The sequence below is a fragment of the Sphaerotilus hippei genome, assembly GCF_003201595.1.
Classification (GTDB): Bacteria; Pseudomonadota; Gammaproteobacteria; order Burkholderiales; family Burkholderiaceae_C; genus Sphaerotilus; species Sphaerotilus hippei.
Window position 1 is genome coordinate 39,170 of record NZ_QJJS01000023.1, and the last position, 16,061, is coordinate 55,230.

General features: G+C 69.3%; 19 protein-coding genes. 11 read left to right on the top strand and 8 right to left on the bottom strand.

Going from position 1 to position 16,061, the window contains the following annotated elements; translation table 11 throughout:
- The first annotated feature begins 91 nt into the window (after positions 1–91).
- The 6 genes from lipB (at position 92) to C7444_RS18315 (ending at position 4,640) form a co-directional block, all read left to right on the top strand.
- Complete coding sequence (gene lipB / locus C7444_RS18290; RefSeq protein ID WP_110402320.1) at positions 92–775, top strand: lipoyl(octanoyl) transferase LipB; 684 nt, start codon at positions 92–94, stop codon at positions 773–775.
- Positions 776–848: 73 nt separating this feature from the next.
- The gene (lipA, locus tag C7444_RS18295; protein WP_110402298.1) at positions 849–1,838 is read left to right on the top strand and encodes a lipoyl synthase; all 990 of its coding nucleotides are present in this window, start codon (positions 849–851) and stop codon (positions 1,836–1,838) included.
- On the top strand, positions 1,828–3,141 hold the full coding sequence (locus C7444_RS18300; RefSeq protein ID WP_110402299.1) for a hypothetical protein: 1,314 nt from the start codon (positions 1,828–1,830) through the stop codon (positions 3,139–3,141). The genes lipA and C7444_RS18300 overlap by 11 nt, the downstream gene beginning before the upstream one ends.
- A 65-nt stretch (positions 3,142–3,206) precedes the next feature.
- Entirely contained in the window at positions 3,207–3,944 is a 738-nt protein-coding gene (locus C7444_RS18305) for a DUF4197 domain-containing protein (protein ID WP_110402300.1), read from the top strand.
- Positions 3,945–3,954: 10 nt separating this feature from the next.
- Positions 3,955–4,266, top strand: a complete 312-nt coding sequence (locus C7444_RS18310; RefSeq protein WP_110402301.1) for an antibiotic biosynthesis monooxygenase family protein — start codon at positions 3,955–3,957, stop codon at positions 4,264–4,266.
- On the top strand, positions 4,263–4,640 hold the full coding sequence (locus C7444_RS18315; protein WP_211317600.1) for a DUF4087 domain-containing protein: 378 nt from the start codon (positions 4,263–4,265) through the stop codon (positions 4,638–4,640). Before C7444_RS18310 ends, C7444_RS18315 begins: the two co-directional genes overlap by 4 nt.
- 13 nt (positions 4,641–4,653) lie before the next feature.
- Here C7444_RS18315 and C7444_RS18320 read toward each other — a convergent pair whose 3' ends face one another.
- The 3 genes from C7444_RS18320 to C7444_RS18330 form a co-directional block, all read right to left on the bottom strand.
- Positions 4,654–5,205: a peroxiredoxin gene (locus C7444_RS18320; protein WP_110402303.1), complete on the bottom strand. Its 552-nt coding sequence runs from the start codon at positions 5,203–5,205 to the stop codon at positions 4,654–4,656.
- 31 nt (positions 5,206–5,236) lie between these two features.
- Positions 5,237–6,436, bottom strand: coding sequence for an acyltransferase family protein (locus tag C7444_RS18325; protein WP_110402304.1), 1,200 nt, complete (start codon positions 6,434–6,436; stop codon positions 5,237–5,239).
- A gap of 126 nt (positions 6,437–6,562) precedes the next feature.
- A complete protein-coding gene (locus tag C7444_RS18330; RefSeq protein WP_110402305.1) occupies positions 6,563–7,066 on the bottom strand; it encodes a peroxiredoxin family protein in 504 nt (167 codons plus the stop codon).
- Positions 7,067–7,171: 105 nt separating this feature from the next.
- On the opposite strand from C7444_RS18330, the gene gatB reads away from it, so the two are divergent.
- Complete coding sequence (gene gatB, locus C7444_RS18335) at positions 7,172–8,626, top strand: Asp-tRNA(Asn)/Glu-tRNA(Gln) amidotransferase subunit GatB (RefSeq protein ID WP_110402306.1); 1,455 nt, start codon at positions 7,172–7,174, stop codon at positions 8,624–8,626.
- 24 nt (positions 8,627–8,650) lie between these two features.
- On the opposite strand, the gene C7444_RS18340 is transcribed toward gatB, so the two are convergent.
- Together C7444_RS18340 and pyrE are read right to left on the bottom strand one after the other, a co-directional pair.
- The gene (locus C7444_RS18340; protein WP_110402307.1) at positions 8,651–9,334 is read right to left on the bottom strand and encodes a DUF4124 domain-containing protein; all 684 of its coding nucleotides are present in this window, start codon (positions 9,332–9,334) and stop codon (positions 8,651–8,653) included.
- Positions 9,335–9,348: 14 nt separating this feature from the next.
- Entirely contained in the window at positions 9,349–10,041 is a 693-nt protein-coding gene (pyrE, locus tag C7444_RS18345) for an orotate phosphoribosyltransferase (RefSeq protein ID WP_110402308.1), read from the bottom strand.
- Between the two features lie 18 nt (positions 10,042–10,059).
- On the opposite strand from pyrE, the gene C7444_RS18350 reads away from it, so the two are divergent.
- Complete coding sequence (locus tag C7444_RS18350) at positions 10,060–10,848, top strand: exodeoxyribonuclease III (protein ID WP_110402309.1); 789 nt, start codon at positions 10,060–10,062, stop codon at positions 10,846–10,848.
- 209 nt (positions 10,849–11,057) lie between these two features.
- On the opposite strand, the gene C7444_RS18355 is transcribed toward C7444_RS18350, so the two are convergent.
- Positions 11,058–11,501: a Cd(II)/Pb(II)-responsive transcriptional regulator gene (locus tag C7444_RS18355; RefSeq protein ID WP_110402310.1), complete on the bottom strand. Its 444-nt coding sequence runs from the start codon at positions 11,499–11,501 to the stop codon at positions 11,058–11,060.
- 78 nt (positions 11,502–11,579) lie between these two features.
- Here C7444_RS18355 and C7444_RS18360 point away from each other — a divergent pair, with 78 nt between their 5' ends.
- Positions 11,580–12,227: a cation efflux transmembrane domain-containing protein gene (locus C7444_RS18360; protein WP_110402311.1), complete on the top strand. Its 648-nt coding sequence runs from the start codon at positions 11,580–11,582 to the stop codon at positions 12,225–12,227.
- Between the two features lie 17 nt (positions 12,228–12,244).
- Here the strand turns inward: C7444_RS18360 and C7444_RS18365 are convergent, their stop codons facing one another.
- Positions 12,245–12,997: an SDR family NAD(P)-dependent oxidoreductase gene (locus C7444_RS18365; RefSeq protein ID WP_110402312.1), complete on the bottom strand. Its 753-nt coding sequence runs from the start codon at positions 12,995–12,997 to the stop codon at positions 12,245–12,247.
- Positions 12,998–13,279: 282 nt separating this feature from the next.
- On the opposite strand from C7444_RS18365, the gene C7444_RS18370 reads away from it, so the two are divergent.
- Complete coding sequence (locus C7444_RS18370) at positions 13,280–13,939, top strand: hypothetical protein (RefSeq protein WP_110402313.1); 660 nt, start codon at positions 13,280–13,282, stop codon at positions 13,937–13,939.
- Positions 13,940–14,241: 302 nt separating this feature from the next.
- The gene (locus tag C7444_RS18375; protein ID WP_110402314.1) at positions 14,242–15,042 is read left to right on the top strand and encodes an SIR2 family NAD-dependent protein deacylase; all 801 of its coding nucleotides are present in this window, start codon (positions 14,242–14,244) and stop codon (positions 15,040–15,042) included.
- An 85-nt stretch (positions 15,043–15,127) separates the two neighbouring features.
- On the opposite strand, the gene C7444_RS18380 is transcribed toward C7444_RS18375, so the two are convergent.
- On the bottom strand, positions 15,128–15,859 hold the full coding sequence (locus tag C7444_RS18380) for a C-terminal helicase domain-containing protein (protein ID WP_245909634.1): 732 nt from the start codon (positions 15,857–15,859) through the stop codon (positions 15,128–15,130).
- Positions 15,860–16,061: the final 202 nt, after the last annotated feature.

Here is a 16,061-nt window from a genome sequence, read left to right on the forward strand (position 1 = left end):
ACGATCCGTGAACCCTTACGCGGTCGGTCACGATCCGGATGCAGCGATCCGGACCCGGCGCCGGCCGGATCGCCCGGGTATGCTCGCCGCCATGTCGACGATCGCTCCCCTGATCCGCCCGCTCGGGCGGCTCGCCTATGCCCCGGTGTTCGAGCGCATGCAGGCCTGGACGGCCGCCCGCGGCCCCGACACCCCCGACGAGCTCTGGCTCTGCGAGCACGATCCGGTCTACACCCAGGGTGTGGCCGGCAAGGCCGAACACGTGCTGCTGCCCGGTGACATCCCGGTGGTGCAGAGCAACCGTGGTGGCCAGGTCACCTACCACGGGCCCGGCCAGGTGGTCGCCTATCCGCTGATCGACCTGCGGCGCCTGGGCATCTACGTCAAGGAATACGTCTACCGCGTCGAGGCGGCCGTGATCCGCACGCTGGGCGACTTCGCCGTGGTCGGCCACCGGGTCGGTGGCGCGCCCGGCATCTACGTGCGGCTGGACGATCCGTTCGCCCACGGCGCGCTGACCGGCCCGGCCGATCCGCGCGATCCGTTCCGCGGGCTGGGCAAGATTTCCGCGCTGGGCATCAAGGTCAGCCAGCACTGCACCTACCACGGGGTCGCGCTGAACGTGGCGATGGACCTGCAGCCTTTCGAGCGCATCAACCCCTGTGGTTATGCGGGGTTGCGCACGGTCGACTTGGCTACACTGGGCGTTTCGGTCGAGTGGAACGACGCCGCCGCGCGCCTGGCACAGCACCTCGGAGCGCTCCTGCAGCCCTGACCCGCTGCCGCCCGGCCCGCCGCCCGCACGCCCACACCGACCCGCTGTCTACCGGCGAACCGAGGCCCGCTGCATGTCCACCGATACCCAGAACACCCCGGCCGCCCCGGCCGCCTACGATCCCACCGTCAAGCAGAAGGCCGAGGCCAAGACCGCACGCATCCCGATCAAGATCGTGCCGGCCGAGACCCTGAAGAAGCCCGACTGGATCCGCGTCAAGGCCGGCAGCCCCAGCACCCGCTTCTACGAGATCAAGCAGATCCTGCGCGAGCACAAGCTGCACACGGTCTGCGAGGAAGCCAGCTGCCCCAACATCGGCGAGTGCTTCGGCCACGGCACGGCCACCTTCATGATCATGGGCGACAAGTGCACCCGCCGCTGCCCGTTCTGCGACGTCGGCCACGGCCGCCCGGATCCGCTCGACGTGAACGAGCCGGCCAACCTGGCCAAGACCATCGCCGCGCTCAAGCTCAAGTACGTCGTCATCACCAGCGTCGACCGCGATGACCTGCGTGACGGCGGTGCCGGCCACTTCGTCGAGTGCATCCGCCAGGTGCGCGAGCTGTCGCCCGCGACCCGCATCGAGGTGCTGGTGCCCGATTTCCGCGGCCGCATGGACCGTGCGCTCGACATCCTCAAGACCTCGCCGCCGGACGTCATGAACCACAACCTCGAGACCGCGCCGCGCCTGTACAAGGAAGCGCGTCCGGGTTCGGACTACCAGTTCAGCCTGAACCTGCTCAAGCGCTTCAAGGAAGCCGTGCCGGGCGTGCCGACCAAGAGCGGCATCATGGTCGGCCTGGGCGAGACCGACGAGGAGATCCTCCAGGTCATGCGCGACATGCGCGAGCACGGCATCGACATGCTGACCATCGGCCAGTACCTGGCGCCGTCCGGCCACCACCTGCCGGTGCGCCGCTACGTGCACCCCGACACCTTCAAGATGTTCGAGGCCGAGGCCCACAAGATGGGCTTCACCCACGCCGCCGTGGGCGCCATGGTGCGCTCGAGCTACCACGCCGACCAGCAGGCCGCAGGGGCTGGCGTTGCGGATGCGGTCTGAGCCGGGGCGTCTGGCCCGGCGCCTGAGCGCCTGGGCGTCGACCGGGCTGGCGCTGATCGCCGCTCTGCTGCTGGGGCTGCCCGCCCGGGCCGACGAGGCCTGTGCGGCCGATGCGGCCGCGGTGGTCGGTTTCCTGCGTGGCAACGATGCCGGCGTGGTCGAGGAGCTGGCCCAGGACGGCCCCGCGCGCCTGGACGCCCTCGACGCCGAGCTGGGCCGTGCCGCCGCGTCGGCCCAGGGCACGGCGGCCTGTGCCGACGTGCTGGGGTCCCACCTGCGGGCCGTGCGGCCCGGCCAGCTCTCGCTGCAGTGGAGCGGGCTGCCGGCGGCCGCATCGGCGCTGCCACCCGCCTCCGCGCCGGTGCTGCCGTTCGAGGTCAGCCTGCAGTCCGGCCTGCCGGTGCTGACGCTGCGCAGCCTGTCCACCGCCTACCAGGCCGAGCTGCACGCCGTCATCGCCCGGATGGCGCCGCGCTGGCGTCAGGCTGGTCGGCTGATCATCGACCTGAGGGGCCAGACCGAAGCCGGCTCCGACGGCGTCTGGGAGCCGCTGCGTGACCTGGCGCTGGGCTCGGCCATCGAGCTGCACGGTGTGCGCTGGTGGGCCACGCCGGCCAATGCCCAGGTGCTCGACGAGACGCTGGCCCGTTTCCCCGACGCGTCCGGCGCCTGGCGCGAGGCCATGCAGGCTCGCATCGCCGCCCTGCGGGCCGCCCCGGCCGGATCGTGGCTGCCCGTCGGGCCGGCCTCGATGCGCTACGAGCCGCCGCAGGCCGCCCAGGCGATCCGCCATGTCGCGCTGATCGTCGACCGCAGTTGCCGCGACAGCTGCGAACAGCTGGTCATGGAGCTGCGCGGCGCGAGCAATGTCGTCGTCTGGGGGCGTGCGACCCTGGGCGCGCTCGATGCCGGCAACCCCGGGCGCCATGCCCTGCCCGGTGGGCGGGCCACGCTGACCTATGCGATGAGCCTGACCCAGCGCCCGCGCGCCCTGCAGGTCGACGGCAAGGGCATCGCCCCGGCCCGTGACCTGGGCGAGGTGGCGCCCGAGCGCTGGCGTGCCGCCGTGGCCGCCTGCGACCTGCAGTGGCCGTGTGCCGAACCGCCACCACGGGTGGCCGAGCGCCGCAGCACCGGCAGCCGGAGCAAGGCCTCCGCCCGATCGACCGGCGGCAAGGCCGGCAGCAAGAAGAGCCGCGCCGGGACGACCCGGAAGTCGAGCCGCACCACCTCGTCGGCCGCGCCCTCGCGCAGCGGCAAGGCGAAGGTCAAGGCAGGGGACCGCAAGAGCCCGCGCCGCTGACCCGCCCATCGAGGGGGGGCATCGGCGCCGGCCGCCCACACCCACATCACACAGGAGGTCGGACCATGGAACACCACTTTCACGCCGCAGCGCTCGACGAGGACGCACGCACCCTGGACCTGGCGCGCCGCCGTTGCCTGCGGGTCCTCGGGGCCCTGGGCGCCGCGGGCTCGCTGGGCAGCGTGCACGCCTTCAGCCTCAGCTCGGCCGATGCCACCGCCGGCCTGCGCGCCGCGCTGGAGCAGGGCGCCAAGGTCGCGGTCAGCCAGCTCGGCCAGCCCGGCGGCTTTCTCGGCAACGAGGCCCTGCGCATCCCGCTGCCGGGCTGGCTCGAGCAGGCCGGCAAGCTGCTGCGCACCCTGGGCCAGGGCAAGCGTGTCGACGAGCTGGTCAACGCGATGAACAGTGCCGCCGAGCAGGCCGTGCCGGCCGCGCAGCCGCTGCTGCTCAACGCCATCAAGGGCATGAGCGTCACCGACGCGCAGAAGATCCTCACCGGAGGGGAAACCTCCGTCACCGAGTTCTTCTCGGGCAAGACCCGCGAGCCGCTGACCGAGAAGTTCCTGCCCATCATCACCCAGGCCACCGCCAAGGTCGATCTGGCCAGCAAGGCCAACCGGCTGATCGACCAGTCGCGCAAGCTGGGCATCTCCAGCGGTGGCCAGACCATCGAGCAGCACGTCAATGCCAAGGCGGTGGACGGCCTGTTCACCGTCATCGGCGAGCAGGAGAAGAAGATCCGCCAGGATCCGGTCGGCACCGGCTCGGCCATCCTCGGCAAGGTGTTCGGCGCATTGAAGTGAGGAGATCGCCATGGTGCTCGTCGTCTTCCGTTCACGACTGAAACCCGAAGCGCTGCCGGCCTACACGCCGATGGCGCAGCGCATGAGCGAGCTGGCCCGGCAGATGCCGGGTTACCACTCGCACCAGGCGTTCACCGCGGCCGACGGCGAGCGGGTGACCCTGGTGGAGTTCGAGACCGAGGCGCAGATGCGCGCCTGGTCCGTGCATCCGGAGCACCTGGAGGCGCAGCGCATCGGGCGCGAGCAGTTCTACGCGTCCTACAGCCTGCAGGTGTGCACGGTCGAGCGTGAGCGCCACTTCGAGGCGGGGCCGTCCGCTTGATCTCCACGGGCCGGCGGCGCCAGGCCCGCCGCGTGGCACTGGCCCTGCTCGGCAGCGCGCTGGTGGTGTCGGCGGCCGTGGCTGGTCCGGTGCGTCGCTGCGGCTGGTTCCAGAACCCGACGCCGGGCAATGCCTGGCTGGTCGACCGCGACGGGGAATGGGTCGTCGGACTCCAGGGTGGCCATCAGGCCGAAGGCGACTGGCCGGTGTTCAGCCAGGCCCGCTGGGTCCGCACCAACGGGCACTACGGTCATGGTTGTGCCTGCCTGACGGTGCGGGTCGATGCGGCGGCGCGCACCGTGCTGCGCATCGACGCGGCCACGGCCCGGCCGCTGTCGGCCTGCCGGCGTGATCCGCGCCTGCCCCGGGAGTGAGGCTGCCGGCCGTTCAGCGGGGCTGCTGCTGGCGCCAGCGCCGGACGGCGTCGAGCATCTGGCTGACGTGGCTTTCCGGGTTCATGCTGGCGTGGTGCGCGATGACCTTGCCGGCCGGGCTGACGAGGTAGGAGACCCGGTCGGCGACGTCGGGCATCAGCAGGATGCCGGCGTCGTACTGCCGGATGACCCGGCCGCCCGGGTCGGCCGCGACGGCAAACTGGCTGCGGCACGCTTCGACGCTGAACTTCTTCAGCGTCTCGATGCTGTCGCTGGACATGCCGATGACGGTGGCGCCGAGCTGCTGGAACTCGGGGGTCGCCTCGGCGAAGGCGTGCGCCTCGACGGTGCAGCCGCTGGTGAAGGCCTTCGGGAAGAAGTACAGCACCACCGGGCCCTTGCGCAGCGCGTCGGCCATCGAGAAGGTCGACGCCTTGCCGCCCAGCGCGGCCTCGGTGACGAAGGCCGGCGCCTTCGCCCCGATGGGCAGGTCGGCCCGGGCGGGCAGCCCGATCAGGGCGAGCGCCGCGACGGCGGCTGCACGGGTGAACAGCGAGGCGGGCATGGGGTGGATCTCCGTCTGGCGCGAGGGCTGGTCAGGCCGGTGACTGCCGGGCCTGCACCGTCGTGCGGCGGGCCATCAGGGCGCCGATCCTGCCGCCGAGCTTCTGCGACGGGCGCTCGAAGGCCCGATAGGTCACGACCGCCAGCACGATGGACAGCGGCAGCCCCACCGCCGTGGCCATCAGCGTGCCGTGGGCGGCCCTGAAGCTGCCCATCACGGCAAAGATCACCAGCGCGTGGAACAGGTAGAGGCTGTAGGAGATCGTGCCCAGCTTCTGGATCAGCGGCCAGCGCAGCACACGGGTCACGGCCGGACTCGAGATGGCCAGCACCAGCAGGATGGTCACCGAGGGCAGCGTCATCCAGTGGGTGGCGATCATCGGGAAACCCGGCATGCCCAGCTCCCGGATCTGCGAAGGATAGGTGTAGGACAGCACCGCGATGAGCACCAGCAGCCCGCGCCGGCGCGGGTCGAGCTGCCGGTACCAGACCTGGATGGCTTCGGCATGCAGCGCCAGTACCGCCCCGATGGTGAAGAACAGCGCGTAGTGCAGCGAGATGACCAGATCCGCCAGGATCGGCATGTGCAGGTACTTGGCCAGGTAGGACACCCCGGCCGCGCCGATGCTGACCGGCACCGACCACTGCAGGGCCTTGCGGGCCCCGAAGCGGGTGATCAGCAGGTAGATGACGGGGAAGAACAGGGAGATGCGCAGTTCGTGGACCAGCGTCCAGGCGACGAAGTTGTAGTGCGCCTCGAACGGCCAGAGCAGGAGCAGGTGCTGCAGCAGCAGGTCCCAGTGCAGCGGCTGCCCGGTCACGCTGCCCAGCCAGCTGCTCGGCGCGGCGCCGCCCGGCCAGCCGAGCCAGGCGATCAGCAGCACGTTCAGCAGGATCGACATCACGTAAGGGGGCCAGATCCGGATGATGCGTCGTGCGGCGTAGGACGCGTAGTCGCTGTCTGCCTTGCGCAGCATCAGCGCCAGCGAGAAGCCGGACAGCACGAAGAACAGCAGCACCGCCGGCAGGCCCAGCATCAGCCCGCCCAGCGGTGACAGCGCCAGCGCGTGCAGCCCCCGCTGGATCGCGGAGCCCGCGAGCGCAGGGTCGTCCTGGATCACTGCCGCGTAATGGCAGATCACGACACACAGCGCCGCGATTCCCCGCAGCCCGTCCAGTTGAGTCCAGCGCGGTGCGCGCCTGTTTTCTGTCGACATCGAACAAACCTTCATGGGCGGAGGCGCCCACTGAACATGGACAGGATTGTCGGCGTCAATGCCGGTTCCTCCGCCAGCCGATGCTCTGGATCGGGGGGGTGTACGCGTAGGAGCTCGTGTTTTCGCGTGACGGACTGCCGCTCAGGCCGATTCGGCCAGCAGCTTCTCGAGCAGCTGGTGCAGCTGTTCAAAATCCGGCGCCCCGACATAACGCTTGACGATCTCGCCCTGCTTGTTGAGCACGAAGGTGGTCGGCGTGATCTGCACGTTGCCGTAGCTGCGCGCGATCTCGCCCTTCTGGTCCATCGTCACCTGGAAGGGCAGCTGGCGGCTCTGGGCGTAGTTCACCACGTAGGCGGGGGGGTCGTAGGCCATCGCCACCGAGAGCGTCTCGAAACCCTTGGCCTGGTACTTCCTGTGCGTGGCCACGAGCTCGGGCATCTCCTTCATGCAGGTGGTGCAGCTGGTGGCCCAGAAGTTGACCAGCACCACCTTGCCGCGCAGGTCGTCGCTGCGGTGCTGGCTGCCGTCGAGCAGGGTGTAGCTCACCGAAGGCGCCTTGTCCTTCTGGGTCAGCGCCAGCGTGGCCGCCGTGGCCACGGCGGCGAAGGCGGCGACGGAGAGGACGACGTGGGTCAGCTTCATGGCGGGCTCGGCAGGTCAGGCAAAGGCCGAGTGTAAGCGTGCGTCCGATGTCCTTGTGCGTCGGGCGGGCTCGCAGGCGGTCGGCTTTGCCTTACGATCGGCACCATGAGTGCATCCCTTCTTGTCCGGGGCTACGAGGTCGTGATCGGCTTCGAGACCCATGCCCAGCTCTCGACCCGTTCGAAGATCTTCTCCGGTGCTTCGACGCAGTTCGGCGCCGAACCCAACACCCAGGCCTGTGCGGTCGATCTGGCGCTGCCGGGCAGCCTGCCGGTGATCAACCGCGGTGCCGTCGAGCGGGCGATCCGCTTCGGCGTGGCCGTGGGCGCGACCATCGCGCCGATGTCGATCTTCGCGCGCAAGAACTACTTCTACCCCGACCTGCCCAAGGGCTACCAGATCAGCCAGTACGAGATCCCGGTGGTGCAGGGCGGCCGGATGTCGTTTTTCGTCGATGCCCAGCCCATGGCGATCAACCTGACGCGTGCCCATCTGGAAGAGGATGCCGGCAAGTCCCTGCACGAGGACTTCCACGGCATGAGCGGCATCGACCTGAACCGCGCCGGCACGCCGCTGCTCGAGATCGTCACCGAGCCCGAGCTGCGCTCCAGCCGGCAGGCGGTCGAATACGCGAAGGCGCTGCACACGCTGGTGGTCTGGCTGGGCATCTGCGATGGCAACATGCAGGAAGGCAGCTTCCGCTGCGACGCCAACGTGTCGGTGCGCCGCCCGGGTGAGCCCTTCGGCACGCGCCGCGAGATCAAGAACCTCAACAGCTTCCGTTTCCTGCAGCAGGCCATCGACTTCGAGGTCAACTGGCAGATCGACCAGATCGAGGACGGCTACGAGATCCAGCAGGCCACCGTGCTGTTCGACCCGGACACCGGCGAGACCCGCATGATGCGCACCAAGGAAGATGCGCACGACTACCGCTACTTCCCCGACCCCGACCTGCCGCCGCTGGTGATCGCCTCGGCCTGGGTCGACGAGGTGAAGTCCGCCATGCCCGAGCTGCCCGGTGCGCTGGCCGCCCGCTTCCAGAGCGAGCAGGGCCTGCCGGCCTACGACGCGGCGATGATGACCGCCAGCCGCGCCACGGCCGAGTATTACCAGGCGGCCGCGGCCGCCTGCGGCCAGCCCAAGCTGGTGGCCAACTGGGTGATGGGCGAGATCAGCAAGCGACTCAACGCCGAAGGCGGCGACATCGCCCGGGCGCCGGTCGGCCCGGCCACGCTGGCGGTGATGATCGGTCGCATCCAGGACGGCACGATCTCCAACAACGCCGCCCGCCAGGTGTTCGAGGCGCTGTGGTGCGGTGAAGGCTCGGACGTCGACTCGATCATCGAGTCCAGGGGCCTGCGGCAGATGAACGACAGCGGGGCGCTCGAGGCCATCCTCGACGAGGTCATGGCCGCCAACGCCAAGTCGGTCGAGGACTTCCGGGCCGGCAAGGAAAAGGCCTTCGGTGCACTGGTCGGTCAGGCGATGAAGGCGACCAAGGGCAAGGCCAACCCGGCCCAGGTCAACGAACTGCTGCGGCGCAAGCTGGTCGGTGCCTGAGCCTGCGGGCCGGCCGCTCCGGTCTCAGCGGGCCGGTGCGGCCGCGCCGCTGCTGCCGCCCGCTGCGGTGGCACGGTTGGCACCCGACGGCAGGCCCCACAGCGTGCGCAGTCGCTGCAGCTCCTCGTCGTAGCGGGCGTTGATGCGCTGGATCTCGGCCTGGTGGGTGGCCGCGGCCGACTGCTGGGCCTCGATGCTGGCCCCGTTGCCCTCGATCTTCGACTTCAGCGGCCGGGGCAGGGCCTTGCCCTTGTAGAACTCGGCCTCGTCGAGCAGGCGCTTGTTCTCGATGCGCAGCTGGTCGAGCCGGCGGGTGTTGAACTGCATCGCCTCGACCGCCGGAGCCAGCGCGGCCGCGCGGGCCCGCTGGTGGGCCGCCTCGTTCGGGAAGCGGGTCAGCAGGTTGCGGTCATGGCGGATCGCGTCCCGCAGGGCCGCCTCCCGGACCATCTGCTTGCGCTGCGATTCTTCATAGGCGGCACGCTCTTCGGCCGTCAGGCTGGGCGTCAGCACCCGCCGCACTGAACCGTCGCTGTTGCGCACCGCCTGTTCGCGGTCGGCACACTCGGGGATCGGCCGGTCCGACGTGATCTTGCGTCCCTTGCCGTCCACGCAGGTGTAGATGCCGGTCGCGTGCGCCGGCGCCACATGGACCATGGCGGCCAGCGCCGACCAGGCGCAGCCCAGCGCCAGTGTGCGCACTTCCATGGTCCGTCGCCGGGTCACTCGCTGACCCCGTAGCGCTCGCGGTAGGCCTGCACCGCCGGCAGGCTGGCCGACAGGGTCGGGTCCTGCTGCTGCTGCAGGTACTGCAGCAGGTCGGCCAGCGTGGCGATCGGCACGACCGCCAGGCCCAGCTCACGCCGCACGAACTGCACGGCCGAATGGGCGGCGTCCACGCCGTGCTCGCTGGCCTTCTCCTGGCGGTCCAGGGCGATGGTCACGCCGCAGGGCGTCGCGCCGGCGGCCTGGATCATCGCGATGGACTCGCGCACCGACGTGCCCGCCGAGATCACGTCGTCGATGATCAGCACCCGACCGCGCACGGGGGCGCCCACCAGCGTGCCGCCTTCGCCATGGTCCTTGGCTTCCTTGCGGTTGTAGGCGTAGGGCAGATTGCGGCCCAGGCGCGCCAGCTCGACCGACACGGCCGCCGCCAGCGTGATGCCCTTGTAAGCGGGCCCGAACAGCATGTCGAACTCGACGCCCGAGGCCAGCAGGCGGCGTGCATAGAATTCGGCCAGCCGACCAAGCTTGGCGCCGTCGTCGAACAGCCCGGCGTTGAAGAAGTAGGGCGACAGCCGTCCTGCCTTGGTCTTGAATTCCCCGAAGCGCAGCACGCCGGCATCCACGGCAAAGGCCACGAAGTCCTGGGCCAGATCGTCGGAGGTGAGTGAGGGGTGTTGTGTCGTCATGTCGAAAGAAGGTCCTGCGTGCGTCTGGTCAGTCTCAACCTCAACGGCATCCGTTCCGCGGCCACCAAGGGCCTGCACGCCTGGGCCGAGACCCTCTCGGCCGATTGTATTGGCGTGCAGGAACTCAAGGCTCAGGTCGTGGACCTGAAGTCTCCGCTGGATGTGCTGGACGGCATGTCGGGCGCGTTTCATTGCGCCGAGAAGAAGGGCTATTCCGGCGTCGGCCTGTACACGCGCCACGAGCCGACCGAGGTCCGGGCCGGCCTGGGCGTGCCGGAGTTCGATGCCGAAGGCCGCTACATCGAAGCCCGTTACGACCGCCCCGGGCGCAAGCTGTCGGTCATCAGCTGCTACTTCCCGAGCGGATCCTCGGGCGAGGAACGCCAGCAGGCCAAATTTCGATTTCTAGACATCATTTACCCTCACTTACTGGCGCTGAAGGCCGAGCGCGAGTTCGTGCTGATGGGCGATGTCAACATCGCGCACAAGGAAATCGACCTGAAGAACTGGAAGGGCAACCTGAAGAACAGCGGCTTCCTGCCCGAGGAACGGGCCTGGATGACCCGCCTGCTCGACGAGGCCGGCCTCGTCGACGTCTACCGGCGCCTGCACCCCGAGACCACCGACGCCTGTTACACATGGTGGAGCAACCGCGGCCAGGCCCGCGCCAAGAACGTCGGCTGGCGCATCGACTACCACCTGGCGACGCCCGGCCTGGCCGCGACCGCCCGGCAGGCCTCGATCTACAAGGATCAGTGGTTCAGCGACCATGCGCCGCTGACGATCGACTACGACTTTGAGTTCTGACTCCGCCGGGGCAGGGCCCTCGGGTCGATGCTTTCGTGGCAGGTGGCGGCCTTCTTCGATCCGCCCGACCCGGCCTCCGGCGGGCTGAGGCGCTGCCGGGGTGACCACGGCGCGCATGTGGCATGTGTATTGGCATGGGCATGCCCAGGTGCTGTTCGGTGTCACCGGCTGCGCGCAGTGCCCGCGCGTGCTCCGGGTCAAACCGTGTGTCAGACCCCCTGTTTCGCCGGCACCGGATGGCACGCGCAGGCCTCTCCATGCGCGGCGGCCACCAGTTCGTCGAGGATGCCGCAGGCGCCGTCGGCGTGGCGGCCCTGGCAGCGTGAGCGCAGCTCCACCAGCTGGCGCTCCAGCGCGTGCATGCTGTCCAGGCGGGCCTGCACCCGCGCGAGCTGGGCCTCGACCAGCCGGTCGACGTCGTCGCCGTGGCGCTGCGGGTCGTCGACGAAGTCCAGCAGGCGCCGGATGTCCGACAGCGGCATGTCGAGCGCCCGGCAGTGACGGATGAAGGACAGTCGCTCCAGGTGCGCCGCCCCGTAGTCGCGGTAACCGTTGTGCGACCTTGCGGGGGCCTGCAGCAGGCCGGTCTTCTCGTAGTAGCGGATGGTCTCCACGTCGACGCCGGTCGCGTCGCCCAGGGCCTTGATGCGCATGGCCTCGTCCTTTCAGGGCAGGTCTTGACACTGTAGCGGCTCCAGGGTTTCCAATCGAATCCTTGATCAGGAGTCCCCATGTCTGCCCACTGCTGCGAACACGACACCCCCCGGCCCGAGACGATCGCCCACCTGGCGCGTTACCGGCGCATCCTGTGGATCGCGCTGCTGCTCAATGCGGCGATGTTCGTGCTCGAGCTGGGCGCCGGCTACCGCGCCGGCTCGGTGTCGCTGCTGGCCGATGCGATCGACTTCGCCGGTGATGCACTGAACTACGGCGTGTCGCTGGCCGTGCTGTCGGCCGCGCTGGTCTGGCGCGCGCGTGCGGCCCTGGTCAAGGCGGCCAGCATGATGGGCTTCGGCCTCTTCGTGCTGGGGCGGGCCGGCTGGAGCGTGTTCACCGGCGTGCTGCCCGATGCCACGACCATGGGCGTGATCGGCCTGTGCGCGCTGGCGGTCAACCTCGGCGTGGCCTGGATGCTCTACGCCTTCCGCGAAGGGGACGCCAACATGCGCAGCGTCTGGCTCTGCTCGCGCAACGACGCCATCGGCAACCTGGCGGTGATGGCCGCGGCGCTGGGCGTGCTGGGCACCGGCACGGCCTGGCCCGACCTGGCCGTGGCCGCCGTCATGGCCTCCCTGGCGCTGCACGGGGGCTGGCAGGTCTGGCGCCATGCCCGCAGCGAGCTGGACCAGGACGGTCACGGGCACGGCCACGTGCATTGAGGCCGGCCCGGCCGGTTTCAGGACTTGCCGGCCGTGAACCCGCCGTCGACCAGCAGGTGGGCGCCGGTGATGAAGCTGGCCTCGTCGCTGAGCAGGAACAGCGTGGCGTTGGCGACCTCCTCCGGCCGGCCGAGGCGGCCGATCGGGTGCTGCCGGACCAGCGCCTGACGCAGCGTGTCGTCGAGCCCCGACAGCAGCGGCGTGTCGATGTAGCCGGGACCGATCGCATTGACCCGCACGCCGCGGGCCGCCGACTCGAGCGCCAGCGTGCGCGTCAGGTTGACCACCCCGCCCTTGGCCGCGGAGTAGGCCGCCGTCATGCTCTGGCCGAACACGCCCAGGATCGAGGCGCAGTTGACGATGCTGCCGCTGCCCTGCCGATGCATTTGCCGCAGGGCAGCCCGGGCGACGCGGAACACGCCGTTGAGGTTGATGTCGATGATGCGCAGGAAGTCCGCGTCGGGGTATTCGGCTGCCGCGCTCAGGCCGCCGATGCCGGCGTTGTTGAAGACGCCGTCCAGGCGGCCGAGCTGCGCCACGGTGTCGGCGACCAGCTGGTCGACCTGCTCCGTGGCGCTGACGTCGACGGCCAGGAACAGGCAGCGCCTGCCGTCCTGCGTGTCGCGGGCCGCGGCGAGCGACGCTCCGGCTGAGCCGGGCAGGTCGGCGATGACCACGTTCGCCCCTTCCTGGAGGCAGCGGTCGACCGTGGCCAGCCCGATGCCGCTGGCGCCGCCGGTGACGAGGATGTTCTTGCCTTGAAGCCGCATGGGGACTCTCCTTGGGGTTGCTGCAGACGATTCTGCGGCGCGGGGCGCGCGCGCGGCGGCCTCCGCGCGGGGGCTGACATTCGTCAAGCCATGCTGTGGGCTGGCGGCAACCCCCGGTTCACGGGTCCGTGAAGCCCGCACGCTGCCCCGGCCTTCCTGCCCCGATCCGGGGTCGCACGATGGCTGGAACGACCGCGTACGCCTAGCATCGATCGCATGGCGAGGCGACACGGCCGTGCGACGCGGGTTGCACCGGGGCCTCGCGCTTCAGGAGAAGAATCGATGCGTGCACACCGGATGCTGATGCCTGCGCTGCTGCTGGCGAGCGGCCTGTGGTCCACCGCCGCCGCCCAGGCGGGCGAGCTCTACGGCCAGCTCGGCTTCCCGGGCTTCGGGCTGGGTTATGCCCATCCGGTCAGCGAGCGGATCTCCCTGCGCGGTGATTTCATGACCCTCGGTTCCCGCAGCGATGAGCAGACCGAGGACGGCATCACCTACCAGGGCCAGCTCAAGGCCCATCGCCTGGGCCTGTTCGCCGACTGGTTCGTCTTCGGCGGCAGCTTCCGCCTGACCGGCGGGGTGGCGTCGTCGCGTTACCAGCTGGACCTGGACGCCTCCGGCGCCGGCCGCCAGCTCGACGTCGGCGGCACCACCTACACGCTGGGCGCCGACGACGGCCTGAACGTGCGCGTCAAGTTCCCGACCACCATGCCCTACCTGGGCCTGGGCTGGGGTCACCAGGCCGCCCAGGGTCTGCGCTTCTCGGTCGACCTGGGCGCGCTGATCGGCAAGGCCAAGGTCAGCGCCACCGGCCGCGGCACCCAGCTGGGTTCGGCCTCGGCACAGGCCAGCATCGACCGGGAAACGGCCGAGCTCAAGGAGAGCGTGGGCAAGGCGAGCTTCATCCCGCAGATCACCTTCGGGCTGGGTTACAGCTTCTGACGGTACCGGCCAGGGCGCCAGGCGCACGGCATCCGTGATGCCACGACCGGCCGTCGATCGTGCCATGCGCCTGATGATGGCGGTCACGGAAACCGGCTGATCGGGATGACAGCGAGGCCACTACGCCCACGTCGGCATCGACGTGGCCGATTTTCCCTCGCACGTGGCCGTATTCCCTCCGAGGTGATATGGCTGTTGGCGTGCTGCAGGCGGTTCCGGCATCGAGGCGCCTGCGTGCATGCGACATCCGTTGTCGCAGTCGTCAGGAGGATCGTTTCCGTCTACCACCAGAGGATGTCGACATGACCTGTACCCCCGCCGCCGGGTTGCCCGAAGAATGGCTCCGCGTGGCCGACTGGCTGCACAAGGCGCGCCACGTGGTGGTGGTGACCGGCGCCGGCATCTCCGCCGAAAGCGGCATGCCCACCTTCCGCGATGCGCAGACGGGCCTGTGGCAACGCTTTCGCGCCGAGGAACTCGCCACGCCTGGGGCCTTCCGGCGGGACCCCGCGCTCGTGTGGGGTTGGTACGAGTGGCGCCGCATGCGGGCGCTGCAGTGCGAACCCAATGCGGGCCACCTGGCGCTGGCGGAACTCGCCAGGCGGGTGCCGCAGTTGACCCTCGTCACCCAGAACGTGGACGACCTGCACGAGCGGGCGGGCAGCCCGGACGTCATTCACCTGCACGGCAGCCTGCATGCACACCGCTGTCTGGCGTGTGCCCGACCGCATGCGATGCCGCCGGGCGTGCCGTCCGAGCCTGAAGGCGGGCGCCTGCTCGATCCACCCCGCTGCGCCCATTGCGGAGGACGAATCCGGCCCGGGGTGGTCTGGTTCGGGGAGTCCTTGCCCGAGCAGGCCTGGGCGCAGGCGGAGGAAGCCGTGAAGGAGGCCGACCTCATGCTGGTGATCGGGACCTCCGGGCTGGTGCATCCGGCCGCCTCGCTGCCGGAAAAGGCAGTCAGGCGTGGGTGTCCGGTGGTGGTGGTCAATCCGGCGGAGAGTGAGTTGGATGGGGTGGCGGAGGTGGTGTTGCGTGGGGCTGCGGGGGTGGTGCTTCCCGTGCTGGGTGCTCTTGAGTCGGGAATAGGCACCTCCCCGTAACTTGAAGCAGTGCTTGAGCGGAAATCACATTCTGCTGAAACGGCGATTCCCGCTGCTGCCAGTTGCTTCGGGAGCAAACGTGGCGTCAGGGTTGTGTCGCGACACTCTGGGCTGGAATACACAACGTCGGTGCTATAGGCGAAAAGCTCGGTGCACTGCGGTTGATCTCCTCGGCCAGCTCTGGCGCCACACCGAAGGACTCGCTCAGGTGTGGAGAGATGACCACACCATGCAATTGCGCCCGCAGGTCGTCCCAACGTCCGCGCAGGACTTCCCAGTTCTTTTCGTCGTAGGTGCCCTTGAACACCACCGGGCGTACCAACATGTGTGGCAAGTCGTCCGCTGCGACGCCCTTGCCAAGGGCTTCCTCCAGCTGCGTTTCCCACAGACTGCCAACTCGGTCGATGCGGCCGATTTGCTGCTCCACGACGCCTGGATTCCATTCGGGATGGAGCAGCACCACGGTCTTGCATGCCTTGTGCAGGTTGAGCCCCTCGCGCCCCACCACCGACTGGGCGACAAGAACGCGCGGATTGCTGTTGGGACGATTGAAAGCCAGTTGCAACAGGCGCCGTGTTTCAGGCGCGGTGTGTCCGTACATCAAGCGGGCAAATCTGCCTTCGGTGCGCTTGAATTCTTCCTTCAGGCGGCTTTGCAGGACCGCCCAAAGGCTAGAGGCTTCCGTCGCACTAAGCTGGCCATCACCGTCTTTATCCCCTTCGTCACGCTCGCTGACAGCATTGATGAGTTCGGTGAATGCCTCCGTCATATGTCGCGTCGACGTAGCGTCAAGTATCGGATCAACAAGTTCATCCATGGCGCGGCTGACCAGTACCAGCAGGGCGATTGCATGAAGCTCTTGCCTGAAATCGGTGCTACAAGAGCGAGTTTTTGACGCCCCCGATGCCCGACAACCAGCCCCTGCCCCCCGCGCCTGAAGCCCTCGGCGACCTGGCGGCGTTCGCCGAACTCGACGACCCGCGCAGCCGGCGTTGCCGCTACCCGCTGGAGGAGTTGCT